A 24305-nucleotide genomic window follows, 5' to 3' on the forward strand; every position below is an offset into this window, starting at 1 on the left:
GCGTGAATTTGCGAGGAAGTCGTCCCACACTGCAGCGCTTGGCATTTGTCATTCCAAACATGACAGTCGGCGGCGCCGCTCGGGTGGCTTCTATCCTGTGCGCGGAGTGGGTAGCTGCTGGTCACGAGGTCCATCTCGTCACCTACGAAGATCCGGGTACGCCTCCGATCTATCCGATCGACCCGAGCGTTGTTCGCCATCAGATTGGTTTGAGCGTTTCCCCGGAAAACATGTTTGGCTTTGTCTCCAATAACGCCCAACGTGTTTTCCGTTTGCGTCGGGCGCTTAAGAAAATCAAGCCAACTGCCGTGATTTCGTTTCTGCTAAATGCAAATATTACGGCTGTTGTCGCAGGCCGCAGCCTTGGCATTCCAGTAATCATCAGTGACCGAAACCATCCAGGCCACGACAAGATCTCGTCGGTCAGAGAGAAGGTTCGGGAATTCATTTATCCCTTCGCGAGCCGCGTGTGTGTGCAGACCGAGAATATTCGAAGCTGGTACGGCGAGAATCTGAAGCTTGATACCGTGGTCATTCCCAATCCCGCGCCTTCTCCAGACTGCCGACCGGTGACAGTTCACGCAGCTCAGTCCATCCGGCGGCTCCGCGCCATCAGCCTCGGTCGTCTTGTGTACCAGAAGGGATTGGACCGGCTCATTGATGCATTTGCGCTTATCAGCGCCGAGGCCGCACAATGGGATCTTGCGATTTACGGTGTAGGGGAGGCTCGTGAAGATCTCGAGAAGCAAATTGAGGCTCGAGGACTGCGAGAGCGCGTTTTTCTCATGGGCAATACCACCGATGCCATGAGAGAGTTGCGTGAATCTGATCTCTATGTTCACGCCGCCCGTTACGAAGGTTATCCCAACGCAATTTTGGAGGCCTTGGCGGCAGGACTTTGCGTCGTCGCAACGGACTGTCCCGGTGCAACGAGTGAGATACTGGACCGAGGCAAATACGGCATACTCGTGCCAGATGCAGATGCGGACTGCCTTGCTGAGGGCATGAAGAAGGCAATGATAGACGATGTGGTGCGGGAGAGGTTTGCAACCCTGGCGCCTAAGGCAATTGAAAACATCACGCCCGATGCCATCGCCCAACGCTGGGTGAGAGAAGTAGAGCAATGCCAGAAAGTGGCGGTATAGCCTGTGGGGTTGTCATCGATCCACTGCTGCGAGAAAGTCAATGCGGGCGCGCGCTACCGCATCGCTGCGCTCATCGCAATTCTTGTCGCATATTGTAGTGCGTTCCCGGCCTACGCAAAGGACGGCGATAACATTGCGCCTTCGGCTCCATACACGTTGACGCCGCCACCAAACTATGACCTTGCCACAGGGCGCTGGGACAAGGTCTTGAATGACGAACGGAGGGCAAACCACTGGGTAGGTTCGAAAGCTGTCGGATGGTATTGGAGGTCGCCCATTATCTATCGGCAAGAATTTCAAAGCCCGACTCCTATCAAGAGTGTGGAACTGGGAACCTTTCAGGGTTCGCAGTCGGAGGTCGGAATTCCTGCTAATGCTTTCGTGTATGCAAAATCGCCAAACGGCCGGTGGGTCTATCTTGGTGACGCGACGGAGGTGGCGTCATCGTCGGATGGGGCGCAAACAGCCAAGTTAAGTTTTCCTCCCGTCAACGCGAGTTCAGTTCTAATCGTCATCTTCCGAAGTGCGCCCTACCTAATTCTCGACGAGGTGCGCATCGTTGCTGGATCCACCGCCGACCCGAAGCGCACCGAGACTGTTGTAGCCGACGCTCTAGATGATGCGGTGATGCGTCGGCGGATATATGCCGTGCAGCGCGCCGGAACGGAGCCCCTTGGGGGCGATCCAGCTTCAAAAATTGCGTGGCCAATCGCGAACGTAGGTGCCGAAGCTGGTGCGTGCCGCATAACGCAAATTGCACCGTTGACCGAGAGCGCTCCCGCTGACATCGCCGCCGCCAAGGCAAGCAGCATTAGATCCATTCATGCAGTCGATGGGTGGCTCGAAGGTCTCGTGAGGATCGAGAATACCTCGACCCTTCCCCTTGTGGTGAAATTCGGCGATTCGAGCGTCGAAGGGGTGGAAGCCCCAGAGACCCTTGTTGCGCAGTACGTTCTGGGGCTCGACTATAAATGGCGCGCCGACGTCCTTGTCCCCACAAGCAGCTTCACGCTACCTCCGCATAGCATGGGGTTGGCGCTACTCAAGGCGCGCGTGATCAAAGCCGGCCCCATTCATGCCGCTATAAAATTGTCTTGCGGCAATGGGGTCCAGAACATTCGTGTCGAAGGTCGCGCGGTCGATCTTAGTCCGAAAGATCGCCCTTTCGGCACGACATGGTCTTATCTGAAGGGCCCCGCACGCAATCTCCCGCGCTGTGGCGCCAAAATCGACGCAGACGCTTGGATCGATACGGCGGTAGTCGATTCAGCTGCACTGTTGCCGAGGCAGGCCGGCAGGACTTCTGCGCTGCTGCGGACCTACCTGAGAACTTTCGCGTCGTCGCGCCGACTTTTGCTGTTCATGGACGTGACAGACCCGTCGTGGGTGAAGGACGAGGGCCCTCAATTCGAGGAGCAGCTGAAGACGTGGTGGTTGTGGGTTTCGAAAGCTATTCGCGAGGAGGGCTATAGTGGCGAGGTTATGTTCTACCCGGTCGATGAGGGGCGCGGAGCAAGCATAGATCGCTTGAATGCAGCTGCTGAAATATTGCGCCGGATAGCACCTTCCATTCCAGTCTACGCAACCATTGATGACATCAATGCCGCGTACGCGGCACGAATTGATGCGCCTCAGTACCTCGACCGCATTTTAACCCGTCATCCGCCACGGCCAGAAGGTGACCACGCACCCCAGATTTACGCGACCGAGAGTTATGCAAAGACACTCGGCCTGTCGTCTTACTATCGCCGGCTGTCCTGGCTGGCGTTTGGCGAGGGCTGGGAGGGTGCTGGAGTTTGGTCCATGTGGGATTCAAATGGCGCAGAAAGGCCCAGCCTGGGGTGGTCCGACTTTGGAGGTTCAGAGCGCGACTTTGGCCTGATCTATGCGGATAAGGGGGGGTGTCCTCTGCCAAGTCGGCGGCTGATGGCATTTCAAAGAGGCTTGGAGGACTTCTCGCTATTGCGGATGTGCTCGCGCCTCGCTGGGGATCGCGGCTTTCAAGATTTAGCGCGCACCACGGCGCAGTCCGATCAATGGGATGAGATTCGCCTCAAGCGAAATGCCACTCCGCCTGAGTTCGACGCGGCCCTGTCGCATATGATCGACGTTTGCACGGCGGGAGCGAACAATGGCTGAGAGCACCACATACGCCGTAACGCCAAGACAAGGATGGCAAGAAATTATCGGATTGGTTCTGGTGATCTACGCCGGAATGAATTTGAACGGCATCCTGCATTACGCCACGGGTCTGGAGGGATTTCTCTCACCGCTGATCCTTGTCCTTTCGCTGGTTACAATCATGCTTTGCGCAAGCACACGATTGGTCAGCACGGCGTATGCCTGGTTCATGTTCTTCCTGCTGGCATACGGTATAGGTGGGTTGGTTCCGCTGATTGGTGATGGTGAAGTGGATGCCGAACGCATCGTAGCTTTCGCGGGAACGGTCATCTACTGCACCGCGATGTACTTCTATATCGCCCAGAGGGGTGAAGACGGTGTGCGATCTGTCCTCAGTGCTCTGCAGATTATATTTTTCATAAACTGCATTGCTGTGTTGAATGATCGCTTTATCGTGAATTACTTCAACATAGACCGGCCAGAAGAACGAGCTTCAGGTTTTTTCGACAATCCGAATGAAGCCGCTGGCATGGCGCTCTACTACATCATCCTGATAGCGAGCACAGCGAAGAAGATTGATCTTTGGACCGTTATCAAGTTCTCAGTGGCGCTCGCTGCGCTTCTCATGACGTTCTCAAAAACAGGGATGCTGCTCTTCATCGGCCTGACGGTCATATTCTTGTGCGTGCGTCGCTTGTATGGCGTGCTTGCCGTGGCGGTGTTCGGCGCGGTTGCGCTGCTGCCCGTCATACACTTCATCGTGTCCGTCAATCCTTTGGATATGACTGACGAGCAGGTGCTTCGCATTGAGCAGGTGCTTGATGTTTTTTCCGGCGAAGTCGACAACAAAACAACCACGGGGCGCGTTGAACTTTGGAAAATTGGAATTGACCGTATATCCAAGACTATTCCGCTTGGTACGGGGATTGGCACGTATCATCGTATGGATGGTAGCGGATATATCGATCTGGAAGGAAACTGGCTCGGAGTTCACAACACATTCTTGATGGTTCTCGGCGAAAGCGGTCTCGTGCCGTTTCTCATCTTCTTGGGATTTCTTTTCGTGCTTATACGGGCCGCATTTTTGGGAATGGCGCCCGTGACGATGGTTGGATTCGTCGTCGTATTTATAAGCGATATGTTTGTAGGGCACGGCGTGCTGACCACGCGGCTGCACGATCTGATGATGTGCATAATAATGGCAGCGGGTTTGCAGCCGCAAACCCAGCCATCCGCCTCACGCACGTCAAACGAGGTAATGCGACCGACGTAGCAACACCGGTGTTGCCCCGTTAGCCGCGGATTTCGCCGCCGGTTGCTTTCTTTACGCCCGCGACTATTTTTTCCGAGATCGCTTCGATGTCCTTATCGGTTAACGTAGCCGTCATAGGCTGCAAGGTGACTTCGATCGCGATCGATTTTTTGCCCTCCGCCGACAGCGCGCCGCCTTCGAACACGTCGAACACGTTGACAGTCTGCACGAGCGTCTTGTCGGCACCGGCAGCGGCCTTGATGATATCGGCAGCAGCAACATCCTTGCTAACGACAAAGGCGAAGTCGCGGGTGACTGGCAAGAGATCGGCAGCCGCCAGCAGCGGCTTGGCCCGTGATTTTTTCTTCTCCGGCGGAAGCGCGTCGAGAAAGATCTCAAAGGCGGCGATTGGCGCTTCTGCATCGAGCGCCTTCAGCGTTGCGGGGTGAAGGTCGCCGAAGTGCGCCAGCACAACCTTCGGACCGAGCCTCAAGGTGCCAGAGCGCCCTGGATGATACCAGGATGAGCAATCGCGCGTGATCTGCGCCTTGCTCGGATCGAAGCCCAGTGCCGAAAGTGCTGCAAAGACGTCTGCTTTAGCATCGAAGACGCCCGCGTCTTCGGCTTTGCCAGACCAATGACGTCCGCCTCCGGTCAAGGTAGCGGAACCGGCGCGCACGCCCGCCGCGCTCAGATACTGATCGTCCGGCTTGTCGCCGCGGTAGGCTTGTCCCAGCTCGAACAACGCCACATCCGTCATGCCACGGTTGCGATTACGTGTGACCGACGCGATCAACCCAGGCAGCAGCGATGGTCGCATGGACGACATCTCGGTCGAGATTGGGTTGGCTAGCTCTACAGCGTCTGCGCCGCCGCCGAAGTGAGCGGCTTCTGCGCGCGTGACGAATGACCAGGTCACGGCCTCTACAAGTCCGCGCGCCGCCAGGGCACGGCGGGCGCGACGCGCACGCTTCTGCTTGTCGGTTAGAACCGGCTTTGCGACGCCACCTGCGCGCGGCAATGGCGTTGAGGGCACGCGGTCTAGACCTGCGATGCGTACAACTTCCTCGACAAGGTCGGCTGGACCATGGATGTCCGGGCGCCACGAGGGAACAGCAACCTTTGCAGCATTCGGCTTGCCGTCGATCGTGCAGCCCAGGGCTTCAAGGATCGATTTAATATCTGCATCCGACAGGGCAACACCCGACAGCTTGCCGACGCGGGCGAAGTCGAACGGGATGACACGGTTGAGGATTGGCTCTTTGCCGGCGATCTCCATCTTCGTCGGCGTGCCACCGCAGAACTTCAGGATCATGTCGGTTGCGAGATCGAGCCCTCCTTTGACATAAGCCGGATCGACGCCGCGCTCGAAGCGGTAGCGTGCATCGGTAGTGAGGCCAGCCTTGCGGCCGGTTTGCGCCGTGCGCACCGGATCGAAATAGGCGCTCTCTATGAAGACGTTTACGGTTTCTTCCGTTGAGCCCGTTGTCTCGCCGCCCATGATGCCGCCAAAGCCAAGCGGACCACTGTCGTCGGCAATCACGCACATGGTCGGATCGACGGTGTGTTCCTTGCCGTCGAGTCCGAGGAACTTTTCGATCTTGTTGCCGAGGCGTGCCCGGATGGGGCCTTTGAGCTTATCGGCATCATAGACGTGCAGCGGGCGGCCGCGGTCGTAGGAGATGTAATTCGTCACATCGACCAGCGCGTTGATGGGGCGCAGACCAATGGCGCTGAGCCGATTTTGCAGCCATGCCGGCGAAGGGCCGTTCTTAACGCCCTTGACGAGACGGCCAGCGAATACCGGGCAGGCGTCTGCCGTTTCGGGGCTAAACTCCAGCTTTATGGCGACCGGACAGGGCTCCTTGCCCTCCACGTTTCCAAGCTTGGGTTCAGGTTTCAGTCTGCCCATACCGGCGGCCGCGAGGTCACGCGCGATGCCGCGCACGCCGGTGCAATCGGGTCGATTGGGCGTGAGCTTCACCTCGAACACGGGATCGTTCAGGCCAGCGGCATCGACGTAGGGCGTGCCGACCTTGTCCGCCCATTCGGCGGGAAGATCGAGAATGCCGTCCGACTCTTCGGAAAGCTCCAGCTCGGCCGCCGAGCACATCATGCCGTTGGAGACGACGCCGCGCACGGGCTTCTTCTCAAGGGTGATGTCGGAGCCGGGAATGTAGGTGCCGAGCGGTGCAAAGACGGCGAGCATTCCAGCTTTTGCATTCGGCGCACCGCACACGACTTCCAACAACGGCTTGCCGTTCTCGACCTCGACCTGCAGCACCTGAAGCTTATCGGCATTGGGATGCTTCTTGGCTTCCACGACGCGAGCAATGGTGAAGGCGCCAAGTTTTGCCCCGGCGTCTTCCACGCTCTCGACCTCAAGGCCGATGTCGTTGAGTTTGGCTGCAAGCTCATCGACCGATTTGTCGGTCTCCAGGTGATCTTTCAGCCAGCTAAGTGTGAATTTCATCGGTCAGTCTTTCGAACGGCCAGTATGCGTTTGAGATGTTTAGCCCGACAGTCCGCCGCCGAGGGTCGGGACGTCGAGCATGGAAAATCCGTAGTGCTTCAGCCAGCGCAGATCGCCGGAGAAAAACGCGCGCAAATCCGGGATGCCGTACTTGAGCATCGCCATGCGATCGATGCCCATGCCGAACGCAAAGCCCTGATACTTTTCCGGATCGAGTCCGCAGTTCCTCAGCACTTTGGGATGCACCATTCCGCAGCCGCCGATCTCGAGCCACTTGCCGGGCTTGCCGATGGCTTCCGCGCCAATGTCGATTTCCATCGAAGGCTCGGTGAAGGGGAAGTGCGACGCGCGAAAGCGCATCTTCACTTCGTCCACCTCGAAGAACGCCTTGATCATTTCTTCCAGCGTCCACTTGAGGTGACCCATGTGGGTCTCTTCGTCGATAACAAGCGCCTCGATCTGGTGGAACATCGGCGTGTGCGTCTGGTCGCTGTCGCAGCGATAGACGCGGCCCGGCGCGATAATGCGGATGGGCGGCTTCTCGCGCAGCATCGTACGGATCTGCACCGGAGAGGTATGGGTGCGCAACAACATGCGCTCGCCGTTCTCCTTTGGCGCGAAATAGAACGTATCATGGTCCTGGCGCGCAGGATGATCGGCGGGGATGTTCAGCTTGTCGAAGTTGTTTTCATCGGTCTCGATGTCGGGACCTTCGGCAACCTTGAAGCCGAGATCGGCAAAGATCTCGATAAGCTCATCCATGACCTGGCTGACGGGATGGATGCGCCCCTCGCCTTGAGGGCCGAGCCTCACGGGCAGTGTGATGTCGGCGCGCTCGGTCGCAAGACGCGCTTCGAGAGCCTTCTCTTCCAACACGCCTTTGCGTGCGTCGAGAGCTTCGGAGACCTTTTGCTTCACGCCGTTGACAGCCTGACCGAAGTTCTTGCGCTCTTCCGGGGGCAGAGAACCAAGCTTGCTCATGAGCTCGGAAATGCGGCCCTTCTTGCCGAGCGCCGACACACGCACAGCGTCAAGCGCTGTGAGATCAGCGGCAGCTGCCACTTCGGCGACGAGCTCAGCCTCTAGTTTCGGAAGATCAGTGGTGGAAGTCATGGGCGGGCAAACCCTCGCAGCTTGTTTTCCTCGGGATTGCCCCGAGGATCCGTTCGTCAGCGGGTCCCGGTCTTTTGCTCGTTTGAGCCGGCCGCGCCGCCGGGACTATTGGTGGCACAATGCATCAAAGACCTAGCGGCCTGTCATGACACTGTGGATGCAGACATTGACAGCGCGATGCAACGCGGCAGTGCCGGGAGAGCCGGCCGCGCCGCATTGCATTCGTTTGTTCGTCTTAGGCTGCCTGAGCGATTTCTTTACGCACCGGCGATGAAGCAGCTGCAGCTGCCTTGTCGACGAGCGCCTTGAATCCGGCGGGATCGTTGATGGCGATGTCGGAGAGAACCTTGCGGTCGACTTCGATGCCCAGGTTTGACAGACCGTTGATAAAGCGGCCGTACGTCAAGCCGTGCTCGCGGCAGGCGGCGTTGATGCGCTGGATCCAAAGGGCGCGGAAGTTGCGCTTGCGGCGCTTGCGATCGCGATAGGCATACTGCTGGGCCTTCTCGACCGCCTGCTTGGCGACGCGGATCGTATTCTTGCGGCGGCCGTAATAGCCTTTGGCGGCCTTGATGACTTTCTTGTGCTTGGCGTGGGCGGTAACGCCACGTTTGACGCGGGCCATGAGGAACTCCTCAGAATTTGGTGTGCTTCAAGATAATTGGGTTGGTGGAATGCTCAGGCGCTTGCGACCGGCTCGCGCAACGCGAGGCGGAGGCGCCGAACATTCATCACCGCGCGTAGGGCATGTACTTCTTGACGATCTTGGCATCGCTGTCGTTCAGCACGCCCGTACCACGGGCCTTCTGGATGAACTTGGCGGTGCGCTTGATCATGCCGTGACGCTTGCCGGCCTGGGCGGCTTTGACCTTGCCCGTTGCCGTCATCTTGAAGCGCTTTTTGGCGCCCGACTTGGTTTTCATTTTCGGCATTTTGCTTTGTGTCCTTAGTTCGTACTCACGGGCCGCTTGCGAACATGCGCGCTTGGACGCTCATGTTCCGCCCTTCGCGGCAAAGGCACGCCCTAGCGCAGGCCATAAGTCGTGGCCTTGGCCCTCGCGGGCTTGCGATAGGCGGCTGACGATGCTTGAGAGCTGGACCAACGGCGGCGGCGCTCGACCCTGGGAAGGGCGCGCTGTTCGCGTATGGCAAGCTTCAAGGCGCTCGTCGTGCCCAGGGCCGTTTCCGGCCCTCAGCCGGACGAGCCCAAGGGGCCGAACGGCTGGTTGCGAAGGGATGCTTTTGGTCGGTTTCCGCTTGTTTTTCAAAAGCATAAGAACCGCCACGGCATGCCTCGCCGGGCGGCTCTGAGCAGGGTTATAGGGGAAGACCCCAAAAGGAGCAAGTGGGTTTGCTGCTGACCGTGTTGCCTAACGCATTGGCGCCGCAGCTGCAAATACGGCCCCGCCTTCTGAGCGGGGCCGTATCGTCTTTTTGCTCGTCTATGGGCTCAACATCAGTTGCCCGTAGGCAGAGGAATGCTAATTCCTTCCTGCGCAAGAGAATCACGAATGTATTTGAACCGTTGATACTGTGAGAGCGTAATGGGTCCCGAATAGCTCTCGCTTTGCAGCTTGCGCGGCGGGTACTTGACGTAGGTCTTCATGAGATCTTTCACGGCTTCGCTGACCGTAACCATGATCCAGGTGCGCTCCGTGAAATTGTTCATGAAGATGTCGTAGCGTTCCTGCGGGTCCGCCCACAAGTCGAAGACCTGCGGTACCGTGGCGACGTATTTATCTGGTCCCTTCCAGCCAAGGTTGGAATCGACGGCGAGACCACCGGTTGTGGCACCGTTATCGCCGCGCAAATTGAAGACGGCCTTATAGTTGCCGGTGCGGGCTGCTCCGGGCGTCAACTCGTTCTCGGTGAAGTAGAACCACGACTTGCGTTCGGATTTTCCAGTGCCGAAAAGAACAGGCGACATGTCGTAGCTATCGAAGATGATCGGCTGTCCTTCGCGGTCTTTGTCGGGAAGCGTAACGCCGCCCAACTTTGCGAAAGTTGCCATAAGGTCCAGACCGCCGACGATGTCATGGTTTTTGGAGTTGGCTTTGATCTTGCCAGGCATCCACGCAATGGCAGGAACGCGGTTGCCGCCCTCGCGGACGGTGCCTTTGGTACCGCGCAGTGGGGTGTAACCAGCGTCGGGATAGACATCCTGCCAAGCACCGTTGTCGGTGGTGTAAAAAACCAGCGTGTTGTCGTCGAGCTTCAACTCTCGCAGCTTATCCATGATGTGGCCGATGCGGGCGTCGAGTTCGACGACGGAGTCGGCGTACTTCGATTTCGACAGCGACTTATGCTCGTACTCCGGTGCAGGCATGTTCGGCTGGTGAACTTTCATGAAGTTCACGTTGATGAAGAATGGCTTGGAGGGGTCCTTGGCTGCCGTTTCGAGAAATTCGATCGCCGCCTTTTCCACGTAGCCGTCGAAGAAGGGGATGCCGACCACACCGTCTGGATAGTTCACTCCGTGGAGTGTTACGTTTTCGCCGGGCTTATCGACGTATTGACCATTGATCTTGAAGTCTTCCTTCGCCTTCTCGCCAGCCTTGCCGGAAAGCGACCCCTTCGTCACCTTCTGGAACATGGCGCGAAGCTCCGGATCCATGTCGGGGAACCAAGTCGGGTCGGCGTAGGTATAGGCGTTCAGATGGTAGAGGCCGGCGTATTTCATCACGTCGTAGCCTTGGGCATTTGGCAGTGCGTAATCGTCTTCGCCAAGGTGCCATTTGCCTGTGAAGTAAGTCTGATATCCGCCGAGCTTGAGAACCGACGCCAGCGTCCATTCTGCTGCCGGTAATCCGCCGCCCTGCCCCTGGAAAGCGACCGTCGTCATGCCGCTACGATTGGGGATACGACCCGTTTGCATTGCCGCGCGGCCGGGCGTGCAACTGGGCTGAGCGTAGAAGGAAAAGAAGGTCATCCCTTCATTGGCAAGCCTGTCGATGTTGGGCGTCGGCATGCCACGTCCCTCGCCTCCGCCGTAGGGGCCGAGATCGCCATAGCCGGTATCGTCTGAAACGATGAATAGAATGTTCGGCTTTTTATCCTGGGCCAAGGCCGAGGAAGCTCCTATCACAGTCGCCGCAGCGAGTGTAATCGAGCTAGCCAACAAGTAGGCTGCTCTACGCATACGCTTACCTCCAATTATGTTTAGCGTTTTCTACATGTTCGCCGGAGATTGCAGAGCAAGGGGCGTTGTTTTCGACGACAATCTAAAGACAAATGATCTGCAATATCATAACGCGATAAGTTGCGTTATGAATGAAGGTTATGCATGCCACGACGCCAACGCAAGGCGAGAATAAAATTTTTTCTCTTTTCAATGCGATCGGGAGATAATCGTTTAATACAGCTTACGGAAATTCTGAACGAATCCATTTTGGTGAAACGGTGCGCGTTCTAAGGACTTTCCGCGAGTAACTCTATTCACTTGGAACATGCACCGGCGTGGACGTTTGCGCCGCCCCGTCATTAGCAACGAGGCGGCGCGGATCGTGAGGCTTCTCAAGTGCGAGTGGACGATTTAGCCCGCGCTGGATTGAGCCTTGGCTTTCGCCTTCGTCAGCGTCCAGTTAGGCCGCACGTAGTGGCAGGTGTAGCCGTGAGGAATACGCTCCAGGTAATCCTGGTGCTCAGGCTCCGCTTCCCAGAAAGGACCAGCCGGCGCGACTTCTGTCGCCACCCGCCCAGGCCACAGACCGGAGGCGTTGACATCCGCAATCGTCTCGTCAGCAATCCTTTGCTGCTCTGCGTCGGTATAATAGATGCCCGAACGGTAGCTTGTACCCCGATCGTTTCCCTGCCGATTGAGAGTCGTCGGATCGTGGATCTGGAAGAAGAATTCCAGCAAAGTCCGGTAGGTGATCACATCGGGGTCGAAAATGATCTCGATACCCTCGGCGTGCGTACCGTGATTGCGATACGTAGCGTTGGGTACGTCGCCGCCTGTGTAGCCCACGCGCGTGCTGATCACGCCGGGGAGTTTGCGGATGAGATCCTGCATACCCCAGAAGCAGCCGCCCGCCAGGACGGCGCGATCGGTTTTCATCGTGCTCATGAAGTGTCTCCTTTTTCGGGCGTCCCAGCGGTCGGTCATATTCTCCGCAAAAATGGTGCGTCCGCAATGACGAAAGCCGCCAGAAGCGCTTGGCCCGTATCGCGCTAGATACGTCTTTGTGGGGCCGTTTGTTACCCGAGCCAATCCAACAGGCTGCACTTGAAGCGGAGGGCGGCGGCAATTGCCCTTAATGCCCGAAAATTGCGGGCTGCCCAGCCATCAGGGCGACCGCCGTACCGCAAAGCGCTTTTCAGCAAAGGATCTTTTGGAAAGTCGCGACTCGCAAAAACACCGCGCCGCTTTTTTAGTGCGGCGCGGTGGTGACGAGGGGGGACGTGTTATCAGAACTTGTAGCTCAGGCCGACGTTGAAGCTATGAATGTCGGAGTTGTCCCAGCTGGCATTTGCCGTAACCGGAGGTGCAAAGACTGTCGTGTGTGGGGTAGATGCCGAGACGCCATCGAAATTGTAGAAGAGATATTCAGTGCGCAGCAACCAATGGCTATCCAGTGCCCACTCCAGGCCCGCGCCTAGAACGTAGCCGGTATCCGTATTGGAGAATGATGTGCTTGCACTGGAGTTGGTGAAGACTTCGCGTGCTGTGTAGTCAGCATCCTTCCATGCGACGCCGCCGGTAAAATAGATAAGTGCCATCGGCGTGAGATTAAAGCCAAGTCGACCGCGCACGCTGGCCAGCCAGTTGACATCAGCCGACCACGTGTGGCCTACGGGGCCAAGCACGGCGCCAGCGGCGTTTATGTTTGTTGCGACCGACGATTCGCCGAGGTTCGTCCATTTGAAGTCGCCTTCAATTCCGATCACGAAACCGGGTGAGGCAGCCCAGTTATAGCCAATGTGGACGCCGCCGATCACGCCGCTGCTGTCGACATCACTGAATGCGGGTCTTTGATTGCAGAACGGGTAGGGCGAGCAAGCATCCGATACGTTTGCGTTTCGGGTTATGGCTCCACCCAGGTCGCCACCAATGTAGAAACCACTCCAGATATATGGTGCAGCGTACGGTACGTCGTCTTTCAGTCCGCCGAAATCTGCTGCTTGGCTATTCCCGGCGAGAAATGTGGAGATGACCGCTGTTGCTGCGATTGAAAATAGGCGCCGCATACTGAAAACTCCCTCAAACAAGATACGGCAAATGATTCGCGCTCAATTCATGCTGGAGTCAATTAGACCAGATTTGTTGGGGTGTGGATCAATGCACGGATGCGAATGTTCTGTGGCTCCCTTGCCTCATCTACTCAGCGAGAGCACGATGCTTTTGATACGCTGGTGGCCGTGAGTGGACCAACTTTAGAGGCAAATTGCTCTACTTACTCTGCGGCCGCGGCGACTGCTGGCCGGCGGCGGGGACCGGCAAACTTCCATGCTGTAACGGCCTCCACCCAGTCGCCGGTGTTGAGGTAACGCAAATTCGGCTCTGCGCCCGCGCGCCACTCGAGGTTCAGCTTTTTCCGGCCATCGACGCGGATATGCAGCGCGTATGCTTCCCGCTGTTTGGGGTCGCGGTACGGTGTTTCCAGGGTGATCTCGAATTGCGCCCGCGTGTAGGATGTCTTGCGGAAGAAGTAGGTGTGCCGCGACTTGGGATCTTCTCGAAACCAACCACCCTCGACGAACTTCTCCATCACGGCATCGCGAACGCGCAAAGCGAGGAGCTTGCGCAGCTTGGTGCCGCTTGGCGTCTCCGCGGTCCGCCCCTTTCGCGGCTGCGCGGGTTGTTGGCCGGGTTCGTTGTCGTTGAAGTTGATCTTGATTTCGTCCACGGCCTTGTCGAGTTGAGTGGTCAGACTCGCGTTGAGGCTTTCTTGCACGCGCTGGAGATCGTGTTTTATGCCACCCACGTCCTGCGCGATGATGTTGACCATCGCCAGCTGATCCTCAGGCAGCGCGCGGATGTCGTTGAAGAATGTACGCCGCACCCACAGGTAAAGCCCCTTGAGCGCAAAGATAGCGAACAGCGCGAGGCTAGCGGCGATCGCAGCGTCGCTCCACAAGGGATCAAGCTTGAGACCGGCATATTTTTCGAGCAGCTCCGCGGCAGGCTCGGTGAACTCCCGCAAGATCATCCTTCATTCGAGCCGGATCGGTATTCCGGCGCGCTCCTCCGTCATGCATTCGATATGACTTAATCAGAGCACTCAGGGTTTTGCCATGATCTTGGGCTGTCGGGCCTGTGAATGGCGGGGATTATCGGTGCCGAGGACGTGAAACCCGCTGCCGGGCCCGGGCAGCGGGTCTTCCTAAGACGGGCTCGCGGGAATGAACGACGGCTGAATACCACCTTCCAGGCCGGTTCATATTGCCGGCGCTAGGTTGTCAGTCATCGGAGCCCGAATGGCTCCTGAGGCGTTCAACGGAGACATGCCGCAATGTACAAGTCAATTCTCGCCGCAACTGCCCTGGCTCTGGCTGCATCGGCTGTGCCCGCTGCCGCCTACGATAATGGCTCACGCCATTCGAATTCGTCGTCGTCGTACTCGAAGGGATACTCGAATGGGTATGCCAAAGGCTATGATCGTGGCGAGTACCGCGGAGAGCGGTTCGAACACAATCGGTATGGCTATGGCCATCACCATCATCACCGCCGTCCCTGGTGGTGGCAGCGCTACTACGGCTCGAACCGCTACTGAGTTATCCGGCACCGTCCCAAAGCCTCTCTCCTGCACCGCGGGGAGAGGCTATTTCTTTTTGTTGGGTGCGACGACCAGCTTATTTTTGCATGCTGACATGAATTCCGTCTGGTCAATGCTGTCGTCGCCGTCTGCATTGGCTTTGGCAAAGTCGGTTACGACGCCTTTTACGTCCTTCTCCTTTAAAGACGGCGCATTCTGTGGATTGATCTCAAGCCAGATGCCCGTGCAGCTATCTTCAGAGAGATCGGTGCCTGCCATCGAGTCCACCGCATCTTCCCTTTGAGCATTAGGTGCGGTCTGCACGGCATCGCCAGTTGGCTGCTGAGCCGATAGTGATCCGGCCAAACTCGCAGCGGCGAAAAGGCTTATGAGCAAGAAGTTCGCTGTTCTCATTTGGCTTCCTTTGATGGGACTATTTCTAGTCGGCCATCGACCGATAGAATGGCGACGGCCTTGTCAACGTGGTCTTCATCGACTGTAACGGTCACTAATATGTCTGTTGGATCGTGACGCGGGCCGGCCATTGGATCTTGCGTCATCGTAATGCTTTCTGCCGCGATCCCTGCCACTTCCAGTCGACCGATGGCGCTATCGGCACGATCTCTGCGCGCGAAAACTGCAAGAATGGTCTGCATTGTCGTCTCCTGACGCCTCGCTATCTGTCAACACCGGTGTCGTCGCAATGACGCTTTCAACCTGTAAGCGGAACGCATATGCCCAGCACAACGTTCGCGCCTAAGTGACTTCCTTCTCCTTTGCGAGGGGAAAAAAGCAAAAAAAGCCGCCGACCGACCGTCAGGTCAATCGGCGGCTGCTTTTCGATGCATATGTTCAAATCGATCGATTTCGACCGATCTACTCGTGGCGATAGCCTCAGCCGACGCGGAACACGGCGCCAGAAACCGAGCGTGCGCGCTCGCGAACGCGGCCACCATCGTTGCCCGACTTTACGATCCAGCGACCGTTCGAAGCGCGGCCGGTAATGATGCCCACATGATGCGGCCATACGACAACCGCGCCAACGCGCGGACCGCTTGCAGAGCGACCCCAACGGCGCCAATTGGCGGCGAGATTGTATTCGGGTCCTCCGCCAAGCTGTGTGCGCATCCACCAACCGCACCACTTGGCAGGGCGTCCGCCCGCACCCGAATAGCGCTTTGCCTCAGCCGAGGTCGTGCCCACGCTCATAACCGCGAGCGCGATAAGGAAGCTCGCCAAAATCTGCTTACGCATCCGATAACTCCTCAAGTGTCTTCGATTGCAGTGCGCAACGGCCCGCTCAATGCGGCGAAAACAAGAGGACAAATTTGACTGCGGTAAATGCGCCCACGTCTGCGAATCCGCGCGGCGTTTGCGGAAAATCAATGCAATTTCAGAAATATGTTGGATTCAAAGTGCGTTCGACAAAACGAGAACATGCGTAGGCATTAACGCTCAAATCGGACGACATGCCGCACTGTTGCTGTGCCGGTTGATTAGCCAAACGTATTGTTTTTGACATCGACACATCTGCGGCGTCGTAAAGCTCGCTAGTTGCTTACTGCAGAAAAAATTGAGCGGCTCGCAGACGGGGGAACCTGCGAGCCGCTGGGGGTCGCCTCAAGGGGGGAAGAGGCTTAGATGCTGGAGGGTGAATACGTTCACCGGCCATTGCATCAGCCAATAAACGCCACGCGCCAAAAGCGGTTCCGCTCAGTCGAACAAAACTCCGAGAAAGTTTCGGGTTGCCTCGGGGTGGCGTTTTCACGACGGCTTGTGGCGCTCTCCTCACCATCACCGAATGCGGCGCGTCAGCGCCATGCACTATCTTGTCTGCGCGCTGATGTGCAGGGGTCCAGGATACCCGAAAAATCCTTACGTATTCACACGCATGGGGGAAGCGTTCCGCGGTGGGAACGAAACATATGTGAGGTGGTTGTACCCGGTGGCGGGTTCGGCGGGTTTAATCCATTCGGATCAATTTCTCTGATCGGTTGTTTCCGTTTGAGATCTGCCGACAGCCAGCGTTATCGAAAGACACCGTTTTATCAGGACGGGAGAGAGTGCGATGCAGCGTGATTTGAGGGCGATAGAGCAAAGCGATTTCGAAATGCGCGCGAGCGCAGAGTTTCCGCAGGCGAGCCTAGAGATGAAGGACGATCGGCTTAACGACGAGGAGTTCGTCGGGACCGTCTATGAGATACCTAGTGCGTCGGATGAAAAAGACCTACTCATGGACGAGCTTCATCATCGTGTCCGAAACAACCTTCAGATCGTCAATGCGCTGATCTCTGAGCAAGCTGGTAAGATCGGCAATACGCAGGAGAAGCAGGCGCTCGGGGTAATCCAGCGGCAAATTGTGGCGCTGGGTATCGTACACCGGTACCTACACCAGCCCGGAATGCCCAGCCTCTTTGATCTTTCTCTGCTGGTTCGCGATCTTGTGTGCGAAAAGGCGACGCGCTATTGCGAAATCGACTTTGAGCTGGTCCTCGGCGTAAACACGCTGCTCGCACCCTCGCGCTCGGCATCGGCTGCTGCGCTGGCGATTGACGAACTCTTGAGTGTGCTCGCTGAAGCATCCGTTGCCAAGGTCACGGACACGATCCGGGTTCGGCTCGACAAGCGCGATCGGCTGAGTGTGTTGACCGTAGCCGCGAAGGGCGCGCGGCAAAGTGCTGACCTCTCGCGGGCACGCAGGTTGGTGGAAGGCCTTGGTGGCAGTCTGAATGTCGTTCGCGCCGACGGAGCATATGAAATAACGTTTCCGGGCTCTTGATTATGGGCTTCCTCAAGATCCTTCTGGTGGAAGATGAGTTCCTAATCGCGCTCGATCTCGAGCAGATTCTTCAGGACGCAGGCCACACTGTTTGCGGAATTGCGACCAATCGCGATGAAGCAATCATGCTGGCACGCTCTCAAACCCCGCATCTGGTCTTCTTGGATATGAACTTGTCTGACGGATTGACCGGCCCAGATATAGCGAGAGAATTCCTGCGCTCCGGCGGGCCTCGCGCCGTCTATCTCTCCGCAAACGCAAGCAGACTGCCGCAAAACTTTGACGAGGTTATTGGCGTTATTGCGAAGCCTTTTGCGCCCCGCGAGGTGCTCGACGCCGCTGCTTATCTAGCTGAAGGTCTGCTCGCCCCGCCGCCAAAATTACCTCGACCGGCCAGCTTGCGCCTCTCTATGGCGATCGCCCAGGAGTGGGGTAATTTCTCATAGCTTTAAATGACGAGAGCTTTTCTAATCGTGGACAAGCGAACTGTGGAATATGCCGATGTCACGTCCGCGTCCGAGACCGAATGCGTTGTGGGAGATGCTCTTGGCGGACGCATAGGTCTGCAAGTAGTTGACGGCGCCACGACATATCGAGCCAGCTTGCCGCAAGCTTTGAGCGAACCTGCTGCGACTTAAGCGAAGATTTTCTCGAGACCAAAGCCGATGCGGCTTTGGCGCCGATCGTATTCGTGTGCATCGTCGTCATGGCGTTTCGTCCCTGATGTTGCGGTCTTCCCAGCTTTGGACAAAAACGTCTGCGCTCCCTGTCGGTTCCCCTCTCAGGGCGTCGAACAGTCTGCAAAAAGGGCTCCAGCATGGCGCTGGAGCCCAAAGTAAGGAACGTCGAAATTCTATTTTTGGTGCGTCGATAGTCGGATCGATTACTTCTCGATCTTGGGCAAAGCGTTGGCCTGATCCGACGGGATTGTCAGGATCACACGATCGTTCTGCAGCTTTAAGTCTTTCGGTTCGATGCGAACGCGGGTTTCACCAAGGCCCAGGAATCCGCCGATATCGGCATGAAGTTCCGTTACGTGGCCGGAGTTGTCGCGCAAGATTTCAACGACCTCACCGAGGTTCTTGCCGTCGCTCGAATAAACGACCTTGTCGACCCAAGCCTTCGCTTCGTCATCGGTCATCATCGGACCTTTAGCGTCCGCGGTCGTTGCAGGAGCAGCCGCACTTTCACCCGTTGTCATGGTCGAAGGATCGGTCGCCGACGGGGACGTGGCGGATGGGCTCGGTGTTACTGGAGCAGCCTCGGCGTTTGCTGGCGGATCAGCAGGAACGGTGCTGTCGGACTGCTGTGCAAACGCAGTCGACGTCATGAGTGCCGCGCTCAGCGCGAGAATGGGAAAGAACTTCATGCTCAAAACTCCTTGTGACGTTTTTTCCGGGAGGGACATGCCGTCTCGGCAGTCGGGGAAAAAACGACCCGTCGGAGAAATTGTTCCGCATGGCGCGGTCGCTTGTCGCAGAAAAGGGGCGGAAAGTGCCGATTTTACGGGGGAAATTGTATATTCTAACGAAATGCGATTTTGCGATGGATGGCCAAATTAGTTGGCCATCGCGTGTGCATTTGTGGGCGCGCGATCATGATTGTCGTTCGCATGTTGTTGCGTGCCGTGTGCTTCGCGACGTGCGCCGTACACAAATTCGGCTCCCGCAATATCGCCCGATGACAGCCCATGCAGAGACTCGTCATATCGAAACGACATCAGTTGCCCGCGTGCAACCGGGTGATCGAGACCGATGGCGTGACCAATCTCATGCGTCAGAGTGTACTGAAGGTCATATACGGCTCGATCGCCATCAAACCCGATTTTCCACTTACGCATGGGGTTCAAGCAGACTTGCGCGCGCTTGATCTCACTATAGCCGTCTAGAACGCGCGTTCCGGGCGTAACGTTGGAGAACGCATATCCCTGAGGGACAACCTGTTCGCCAATGACAATCGCGGCTTTGGATGGATCGTCGATCTCCACAAATCTCATATTCGCGGCACGTTCCCACGACGAAAATGCCGATTTCAGAGCACCGCGAAAGCGCTCGGTGTCAATCCCGGATTTTTCGAGCATATTGCCAGGCTGGCGGATGCGATTGCAATTTATCGCATCATCGAACTCCATCTCCGAGCGCGCGATTGCGTAGCTTAACACCACTTGGCCAGCTCGGTTCGGGAACCATCGGACGGGATGACCGTTCATAACGAGTGGTTGAAAAAGATCACTCGCGTTGGCGTGGCCAGCAGATATCGTCGCGCACAGCATAAAAGCAGCGAAAAGTCGCAAAGTCCCCCCCAGCACTTCCCTTCCTCCTGCGTGTCCCCACCTAGAGAAGCAAGTTCAGCAAATCAGAGCGCCGTTGGCAAGTTAACCAATTGGCGGGTGGTGAGTGAAAAAAGGTTCAATCGGGCGGCAGGGATTTCCGCTTCTAAGCTTTCTATTCTCTTGATAATGTTCGCCTATTGCGTCCATTCCAATGAAAGGCGCTACGTAGATTGAGTCTCAGTGTCCAACCGTTGATGAACACGCGATTCAAGAGCGTTCTGCCGGCTCTGGTCGTGCTGCTTCTTGCCATGGCAGCCGCGTCTCTAACCGCGCTGCTGGTCAAGAGAGATGTGGGTCTCGTCGAGAAATCCCAATTTGAGTCTGAGGCAGGTGAAGTGCGAGACGCCGTCGCCGATGCCATGAACGCCTATGGGATGGTTCTGCGGGCGGGCGTGGGGATGTTCAAGGCTCAAGGACAGCTTACCGCCGCCCCATGGAAAACCTTTGTTGAAACGCTCGACGTTGGCGCCGCGTATCCTGGCTTTCAAGGCCTCGGCTATAGCGCGGTCGTTCATAAAGATCAGATTGAGGCATTGGAGAACGAACAACATCGTCTGGGTAACACGACGTTCAAGGTACATCCTCTGGGAGATCGTGCTTACTACACCGCGATCATGTTCCTTGAGCCGGATGATTGGCGCAATCGTCGTGCGTTGGGCTTTGACATGTTCTCCGAACCGGTGCGCCGGGAAGCGATGGAGCGGGCACGCGATAGCGGGCGGCCGGCATTATCCGGCAAAGTCACTTTGCTGCAAGAAACCGACAACGATGTTCAAGCCGGAACTTTGTTATACCTGCCGATCTATACGGGCGATCAAGAGCCGAATGACATTCAAGGCCGCCGCTCGCGCCTGACAGGCTTTATGTATGCAGCCTTTCGCATGAAGGACCTGTTGCGTTCGGTATTGAAGGGACAAACTCCGGCGCAACTGAGTGCATTTGATATCACGGTCTACGATGGTTCGGTGGCCGACCCAAAGGCGGTTCTATTCTCCAGCACCTCGAAGGACCAGGCACGCTCTCATGCCTTCAAGCTGCGTTACCCGCTGGAGGTGGCAGGTGAGGCATGGACGATGGACGTTTCGGCCGACCGGCCGATGAGTCCATCGATTGACCGCTCTAAGCCTTGGCTTGTACTCGTCGCAGGCTCGATCATTGCCGTCCTCGTAGCGGGCATCACAGGATCGTTGGCGCTGTCGCGCGAGAAGATGCAGGCCACGCAGGAAGCGCTTGCCAAGGAAGTGACCGAGCGCAAGCGCGCGCAGGAAGCGGCAGAGATGGCTAACAATGAACTGATCCACCGGGTAAAAAATACGCTGGCTGTCGTCTCGGCTATCGCCTCGCAAACGGTGCGCTATTCCTCCAGCCTAAAGGACTTTTCCACCGCCTTTCGCGAGCGTCTTGCATCGTTGGCGCGTGTGCAGGATCTTCTGCGACCCAATAGTAATGTCGAGCCCGATCTTGGGGTTTTGGTGCGCGAGGTACTTCAACCGTATGCAAGTGCTGGAAGCCACGAATTGATTGTCGAAGGGTCACGCGCTCCGATTGCACGAAATGACATTGTCTTGTTCAGTCTGGCGCTGAACGAGCTCGCGACCAATGCCATGAAATATGGCGCGTGGTCCGTTCCCGATGGCAAGGTTCGGGTCACTTGGCAACTGGAACATTCAAGCGCGAACGATGATGACGAAGGCATTTCCCACCAGGCCGAGATGATTGTCCTTCGCTGGGTTGAGGAGGGGGGCCCGCCCGTCGTTGGGGCTGCGAAAAAGGGCTTTGGCTCAGCGGTCATGCAGTTTGCAATTGAGCGTGGCTTGCGCGGGCACATCGACGTGGACTTTGCGCGCGAGGGCATCCGGTACACGATCCAAATCCCGCTAAAACCTGCTCAAATCGTCTCGGAAAACGAAAAGACGAATTTGGAGATGGCGAGCTGATTTGTTCGGCTGGGTCCCATTAGTCCAAACTCGTCCTGCGGTATGGTTGCGCAAGTCGTGTATGCACGCGCTTGCGAACATGAGAGGCGCGAGCGATGGCCTCGCTCAGCTCATCGTTGCCCCGTGCCGCGATCGCCATTTCCAAAGAGGTCGGGCGATCAAGCCGACCGGCAACAAAGTCGCTGACGAGGCTTGTTTCGAATGCCGCGAGGGTTGCTAGCCGTTCCATTACAGAATTCCCGTGAGGTTCAGAACGATCAGCAAGGTAATCGGAACGCCAAGAAGCCAAAGAACAACGTTTTTCATGTTACGTCTCCATCGAACTACGTTTCATTGAGCTGTCTGTAAACGTAAGGAACGATGGAAAGTTGCAGGCACGGTAGAAGTGTCGTGTGGTTGCCAATCAAGTCGCGGTAGCGAGGTCACCCCTCTCCGATATGGTTGGGACCTCTGGAATGCGCCCGAGAGGGGCGGTTCGCTTGGAGTTTAGCAGCTCGATGAACTGTTCAATGCGCATCCAATGACCCGGCATGTTCTTCTCGGTGATTTCAGTCCCACGATCCGCGCCGACCACAAACAGCGGGCTTGACGGAAAGAGGTCGGCTGCGCGCTTTACGATGAGTTTGAGTTGTGCGCTTGTGCTTTGACCTGTTGTTGCGATGACAATCTGCGGATTGTTGTGCTCGGTGGTGGCCTCGGCTCGCACGTCCGACAACGCCGTCAGACCGGATGCACCGGGTGTGGTGATTTCATAAGGCGTCATCGTGTCGAGCAATGCGGACAAGTATTCGGCCGCTAGTCGGTCTACCGGCCCGCGAGCTGGAACAACGACGATTGGATTCTCATCAGGAGCTGTGCGCTTGCTATCAGCGGTATCTATCTCGGCAATTGCCGCTGTCATCATGTCGACGGCGTCCTGCATCGAGGCGATCTGCTTATCGTCCAGGCGGTCGAGATCGTAGTCGAGGCTGGCGAGCCGCAGCGCAGGAAGCACAATCTCATCGCTCGTCTTTGCCATCGACGTTTCCGCGTTGGCTTCCTCGATTTGGCGGATGGCCTCGGAGGAGTCCTTAGAAAGGAGCCTATTGTACAGCCGTTGTTGTGGCGTCAGTGCAGGCTCGTCTCCCAAGAGCACGTTGAGAAATTCCAGTCCGGGGACGTAGCGACCGAGAACCACAATCGAAAGCGTGATCGGCACCGCGAGGATCAAGCCTATCGGTCCCCACAGCAGGGTCCATACGCTGAGTGCCAAGACGATTGCGAAAGGTGAAAGGCCGGACGTCTTACCGAGAACCAGTGGCTCCACGATGTGCCCCATGAACGGCTCGCCAATCAAGAACAGGGCGAGTGTAGCAAGAAACATCGTCCACTCTGGTTCAACGCCTGCCGCGAGGAGCAGAGGTGGTAGAGCAGCAAGCAGCGATCCGATAAATGGCACGAACCGCATGATCGCGGCGAACACGCCCCACAAAGCTGCATTGGGTACTCCGATCAGCCATAGCACTGAGCCGACGAGCACGCCGAAGCCCGCGTTAAGAGCGGCTTGCGTGAGAAAGAGCGTCGAAAGCCGGGTGCCGGCTTCCGCCATGGCAGCGGTGGCGCTCGACATGTTGTCGGTTCCGGCGATGCGAATGATACGGTCTCGCAAATCGCTGTGCTGAAGCAGGAGAAAGAACGCGAACAGAATCGTGAGAGCCGTCTTTCCTAAGGGTTCTGCTACCGTCGAGGCCATGTCTTTTAGAGACTTCAGCGTGTCAGCTCTTTCAGCAGAGGTTTTCGGCGCGGCAGCGGGCGCGGGAGGTGCGGGTGAATTTATCGGCGATGGCGATGCCGCTTCTTCGGACTTTTCATCGTTTGCACGACCAATCTCTTCAAGAACGTCCTTTTGGAGTTTGTCCACCGCCTCAGCAGCGCGTGCGAGTGCGCTGTCGCCGCCAGATCTGTTGGTAACCCACTTCACCTTGTTCATCAGATTGTAGCGATAGACGCCGATGTTGTCGGTCAGCGCCAGCATCTGATTTGAGAATGTGTAGATTCCGCTCCCTACGATTGCGGCAGCGGCCACGAGTGTCAGGGCCACTGCTGCACCATGAGGGACGCGCGCGCGGCGCATGAAGCGCACGATCGGAGCCAGCAGAAAGGCAAGGATCACCGCCAGGGCAATCGGGACGAGAATGTCCTCTCCGAAATGAAGTGCGGCGAGTATTATTGCGGCGACGATGAGAAATGACGACAAGTTCTTAACGGAATCCGCCAGCATCGGCATAGGTTCAAATCCCCTTGCCGCAGTCGGTCGCGCCTTCCCGGCGTGACGCTTTGGCGTCCAAATAGCAAATGAACGCTTAGCCTCGCAAAAGGTTGCAAGTGTAAATCGGCTTCTAAGAAATAGGCTCGGATGGTCGAGGAATGTGGAACCATCTGAGGGGGTTGGCCATTATACGGCTAACCACCGAGTTCG

At 57.1% G+C, this 24305-nt stretch carries 22 protein-coding genes; 7 read left to right on the top strand and 15 right to left on the bottom strand.

The features are described 5' to 3' along the window. Positions 1–59: 59 nt before the first annotated feature. The 3 genes from R3D51_06905 to R3D51_06915 all read left to right on the top strand — a co-directional run bounded on the left by R3D51_06905 (position 60) and on the right by R3D51_06915 (position 4539). Complete coding sequence (locus tag R3D51_06905) at positions 60–1145, top strand: glycosyltransferase family 4 protein (protein ID MEZ5899209.1); 1086 nt, start codon at positions 60–62, stop codon at positions 1143–1145. Between the two features lie 3 nt (positions 1146–1148). Then, the gene (locus tag R3D51_06910; GenBank protein MEZ5899210.1) at positions 1149–3284 is read left to right on the top strand and encodes a hypothetical protein; all 2136 of its coding nucleotides are present in this window, start codon (positions 1149–1151) and stop codon (positions 3282–3284) included. A gap of 82 nt (positions 3285–3366) precedes the next feature. Beyond that, the gene (locus R3D51_06915; GenBank protein ID MEZ5899211.1) at positions 3367–4539 is read left to right on the top strand and encodes an O-antigen ligase family protein; all 1173 of its coding nucleotides are present in this window, start codon (positions 3367–3369) and stop codon (positions 4537–4539) included. Positions 4540–4558: 19 nt separating this feature from the next. Here R3D51_06915 and pheT read toward each other — a convergent pair whose 3' ends face one another. The 8 genes from pheT to R3D51_06955 all read right to left on the bottom strand — a co-directional run bounded on the left by pheT (position 4559) and on the right by R3D51_06955 (position 14253). Next, the gene (pheT, locus tag R3D51_06920) at positions 4559–6991 is read right to left on the bottom strand and encodes a phenylalanine--tRNA ligase subunit beta (protein ID MEZ5899212.1); all 2433 of its coding nucleotides are present in this window, start codon (positions 6989–6991) and stop codon (positions 4559–4561) included. Positions 6992–7030: 39 nt separating this feature from the next. After that, positions 7031–8104, bottom strand: coding sequence for a phenylalanine--tRNA ligase subunit alpha (gene pheS / locus R3D51_06925; protein ID MEZ5899213.1), 1074 nt, complete (start codon positions 8102–8104; stop codon positions 7031–7033). A 235-nt stretch (positions 8105–8339) separates the two neighbouring features. Further along, entirely contained in the window at positions 8340–8729 is a 390-nt protein-coding gene (rplT, locus tag R3D51_06930) for a 50S ribosomal protein L20 (GenBank protein ID MEZ5899214.1), read from the bottom strand. Between the two features lie 106 nt (positions 8730–8835). After that, positions 8836–9036 (bottom strand): 50S ribosomal protein L35, encoded by a 201-nt coding sequence (gene rpmI, locus R3D51_06935; protein ID MEZ5899215.1) that lies wholly within the window; start codon positions 9034–9036, stop codon positions 8836–8838. A 524-nt stretch (positions 9037–9560) separates the two neighbouring features. After that, the gene (locus tag R3D51_06940) at positions 9561–11243 is read right to left on the bottom strand and encodes an arylsulfatase (GenBank protein MEZ5899216.1); all 1683 of its coding nucleotides are present in this window, start codon (positions 11241–11243) and stop codon (positions 9561–9563) included. A 393-nt stretch (positions 11244–11636) separates the two neighbouring features. Continuing rightward, the gene (gene msrA / locus R3D51_06945; protein ID MEZ5899217.1) at positions 11637–12161 is read right to left on the bottom strand and encodes a peptide-methionine (S)-S-oxide reductase MsrA; all 525 of its coding nucleotides are present in this window, start codon (positions 12159–12161) and stop codon (positions 11637–11639) included. A 350-nt stretch (positions 12162–12511) separates the two neighbouring features. Next, on the bottom strand, positions 12512–13291 hold the full coding sequence (locus R3D51_06950; GenBank protein ID MEZ5899218.1) for an outer membrane beta-barrel protein: 780 nt from the start codon (positions 13289–13291) through the stop codon (positions 12512–12514). Between the two features lie 206 nt (positions 13292–13497). Then, positions 13498–14253 carry a hypothetical protein gene (locus R3D51_06955; protein MEZ5899219.1) on the bottom strand — a complete coding sequence of 252 codons (756 nt, stop codon included), beginning with the start codon at positions 14251–14253 and terminating at the stop codon, positions 13498–13500. Between the two features lie 303 nt (positions 14254–14556). Here R3D51_06955 and R3D51_06960 point away from each other — a divergent pair, with 303 nt between their 5' ends. Then, positions 14557–14817 carry a hypothetical protein gene (locus R3D51_06960; protein ID MEZ5899220.1) on the top strand — a complete coding sequence of 87 codons (261 nt, stop codon included), beginning with the start codon at positions 14557–14559 and terminating at the stop codon, positions 14815–14817. A 48-nt stretch (positions 14818–14865) separates the two neighbouring features. Here the strand turns inward: R3D51_06960 and R3D51_06965 are convergent, their stop codons facing one another. The 3 genes from R3D51_06965 to R3D51_06975 all read right to left on the bottom strand — a co-directional run bounded on the left by R3D51_06965 (position 14866) and on the right by R3D51_06975 (position 16053). After that, positions 14866–15213 carry a hypothetical protein gene (locus tag R3D51_06965; GenBank protein MEZ5899221.1) on the bottom strand — a complete coding sequence of 116 codons (348 nt, stop codon included), beginning with the start codon at positions 15211–15213 and terminating at the stop codon, positions 14866–14868. Then, positions 15210–15455, bottom strand: coding sequence for a hypothetical protein (locus R3D51_06970; GenBank protein MEZ5899222.1), 246 nt, complete (start codon positions 15453–15455; stop codon positions 15210–15212). The genes R3D51_06965 and R3D51_06970 overlap by 4 nt, the downstream gene beginning before the upstream one ends. A gap of 238 nt (positions 15456–15693) precedes the next feature. Then, complete coding sequence (locus tag R3D51_06975) at positions 15694–16053, bottom strand: hypothetical protein (GenBank protein MEZ5899223.1); 360 nt, start codon at positions 16051–16053, stop codon at positions 15694–15696. 814 nt (positions 16054–16867) lie between these two features. On the opposite strand from R3D51_06975, the gene R3D51_06980 reads away from it, so the two are divergent. Together R3D51_06980 and R3D51_06985 are read left to right on the top strand one after the other, a co-directional pair. After that, complete coding sequence (locus R3D51_06980) at positions 16868–17578, top strand: histidine kinase dimerization/phosphoacceptor domain -containing protein (GenBank protein ID MEZ5899224.1); 711 nt, start codon at positions 16868–16870, stop codon at positions 17576–17578. A 2-nt stretch (positions 17579–17580) separates the two neighbouring features. Further along, the gene (locus R3D51_06985) at positions 17581–18024 is read left to right on the top strand and encodes a response regulator (GenBank protein MEZ5899225.1); all 444 of its coding nucleotides are present in this window, start codon (positions 17581–17583) and stop codon (positions 18022–18024) included. Positions 18025–18461: 437 nt separating this feature from the next. On the opposite strand, the gene R3D51_06990 is transcribed toward R3D51_06985, so the two are convergent. Beyond that, entirely contained in the window at positions 18462–18947 is a 486-nt protein-coding gene (locus tag R3D51_06990; GenBank protein MEZ5899226.1) for a PRC-barrel domain-containing protein, read from the bottom strand. A gap of 189 nt (positions 18948–19136) precedes the next feature. Then, complete coding sequence (locus R3D51_06995) at positions 19137–19739, bottom strand: matrixin family metalloprotease (protein ID MEZ5899227.1); 603 nt, start codon at positions 19737–19739, stop codon at positions 19137–19139. 365 nt (positions 19740–20104) lie between these two features. Here R3D51_06995 and R3D51_07000 point away from each other — a divergent pair, with 365 nt between their 5' ends. Next, the gene (locus R3D51_07000) at positions 20105–21847 is read left to right on the top strand and encodes a CHASE domain-containing protein (protein ID MEZ5899228.1); all 1743 of its coding nucleotides are present in this window, start codon (positions 20105–20107) and stop codon (positions 21845–21847) included. Positions 21848–21866: 19 nt separating this feature from the next. Here R3D51_07000 and R3D51_07005 read toward each other — a convergent pair whose 3' ends face one another. Together R3D51_07005 and R3D51_07010 are read right to left on the bottom strand one after the other, a co-directional pair. Further along, positions 21867–22076 carry a hypothetical protein gene (locus R3D51_07005; protein ID MEZ5899229.1) on the bottom strand — a complete coding sequence of 70 codons (210 nt, stop codon included), beginning with the start codon at positions 22074–22076 and terminating at the stop codon, positions 21867–21869. A 174-nt stretch (positions 22077–22250) separates the two neighbouring features. Next, positions 22251–24113, bottom strand: a complete 1863-nt coding sequence (locus R3D51_07010) for an AI-2E family transporter (GenBank protein MEZ5899230.1) — start codon at positions 24111–24113, stop codon at positions 22251–22253. Positions 24114–24305: the final 192 nt, after the last annotated feature.

This window comes from Hyphomicrobiaceae bacterium (genome assembly GCA_041397645.1).
Classification (GTDB): domain Bacteria; phylum Pseudomonadota; class Alphaproteobacteria; order Rhizobiales; family Hyphomicrobiaceae; genus Hyphomicrobium_B.

What these genes read in the sequence shown, in the direction of transcription:
- R3D51_06960 (MEZ5899220.1), top strand. Translation starts at nt 14,557, where the DNA reads ATGTACAAGTCAATTCTCGCCGCAACTGCCCTGGCTCTGGCTGCATCG.
- R3D51_06985 (MEZ5899225.1), top strand. Translation starts at nt 17,581, where the DNA reads ATGGGCTTCCTCAAGATCCTTCTGGTGGAAGATGAGTTCCTAATCGCG.
- R3D51_06965 (MEZ5899221.1), bottom strand. Translation starts at nt 15,213, where the DNA reads ATGAGAACAGCGAACTTCTTGCTCATAAGCCTTTTCGCCGCTGCGAGT.
- R3D51_06905 (MEZ5899209.1), top strand. Translation starts at nt 60, where the DNA reads ATGACAGTCGGCGGCGCCGCTCGGGTGGCTTCTATCCTGTGCGCGGAG.
- R3D51_07010 (MEZ5899230.1), bottom strand. Translation starts at nt 24,113, where the DNA reads ATGCCGATGCTGGCGGATTCCGTTAAGAACTTGTCGTCATTTCTCATC.
- R3D51_06955 (MEZ5899219.1), bottom strand. Translation starts at nt 14,253, where the DNA reads ATGATCTTGCGGGAGTTCACCGAGCCTGCCGCGGAGCTGCTCGAAAAA.
- R3D51_06990 (MEZ5899226.1), bottom strand. Translation starts at nt 18,947, where the DNA reads ATGAAGTTCTTTCCCATTCTCGCGCTGAGCGCGGCACTCATGACGTCG.
- R3D51_07005 (MEZ5899229.1), bottom strand. Translation starts at nt 22,076, where the DNA reads ATGGAACGGCTAGCAACCCTCGCGGCATTCGAAACAAGCCTCGTCAGC.
- R3D51_06940 (MEZ5899216.1), bottom strand. Translation starts at nt 11,243, where the DNA reads ATGCGTAGAGCAGCCTACTTGTTGGCTAGCTCGATTACACTCGCTGCG.
- pheS (MEZ5899213.1), bottom strand. Translation starts at nt 8,104, where the DNA reads ATGACTTCCACCACTGATCTTCCGAAACTAGAGGCTGAGCTCGTCGCC.
- rplT (MEZ5899214.1), bottom strand. Translation starts at nt 8,729, where the DNA reads ATGGCCCGCGTCAAACGTGGCGTTACCGCCCACGCCAAGCACAAGAAA.
- rpmI (MEZ5899215.1), bottom strand. Translation starts at nt 9,036, where the DNA reads ATGCCGAAAATGAAAACCAAGTCGGGCGCCAAAAAGCGCTTCAAGATG.
- R3D51_06950 (MEZ5899218.1), bottom strand. Translation starts at nt 13,291, where the DNA reads ATGCGGCGCCTATTTTCAATCGCAGCAACAGCGGTCATCTCCACATTT.
- R3D51_07000 (MEZ5899228.1), top strand. Translation starts at nt 20,105, where the DNA reads ATGAACACGCGATTCAAGAGCGTTCTGCCGGCTCTGGTCGTGCTGCTT.
- pheT (MEZ5899212.1), bottom strand. Translation starts at nt 6,991, where the DNA reads ATGAAATTCACACTTAGCTGGCTGAAAGATCACCTGGAGACCGACAAA.
- R3D51_06975 (MEZ5899223.1), bottom strand. Translation starts at nt 16,053, where the DNA reads ATGCGTAAGCAGATTTTGGCGAGCTTCCTTATCGCGCTCGCGGTTATG.
- msrA (MEZ5899217.1), bottom strand. Translation starts at nt 12,161, where the DNA reads ATGAAAACCGATCGCGCCGTCCTGGCGGGCGGCTGCTTCTGGGGTATG.
- R3D51_06970 (MEZ5899222.1), bottom strand. Translation starts at nt 15,455, where the DNA reads ATGCAGACCATTCTTGCAGTTTTCGCGCGCAGAGATCGTGCCGATAGC.
- R3D51_06980 (MEZ5899224.1), top strand. Translation starts at nt 16,868, where the DNA reads ATGCAGCGTGATTTGAGGGCGATAGAGCAAAGCGATTTCGAAATGCGC.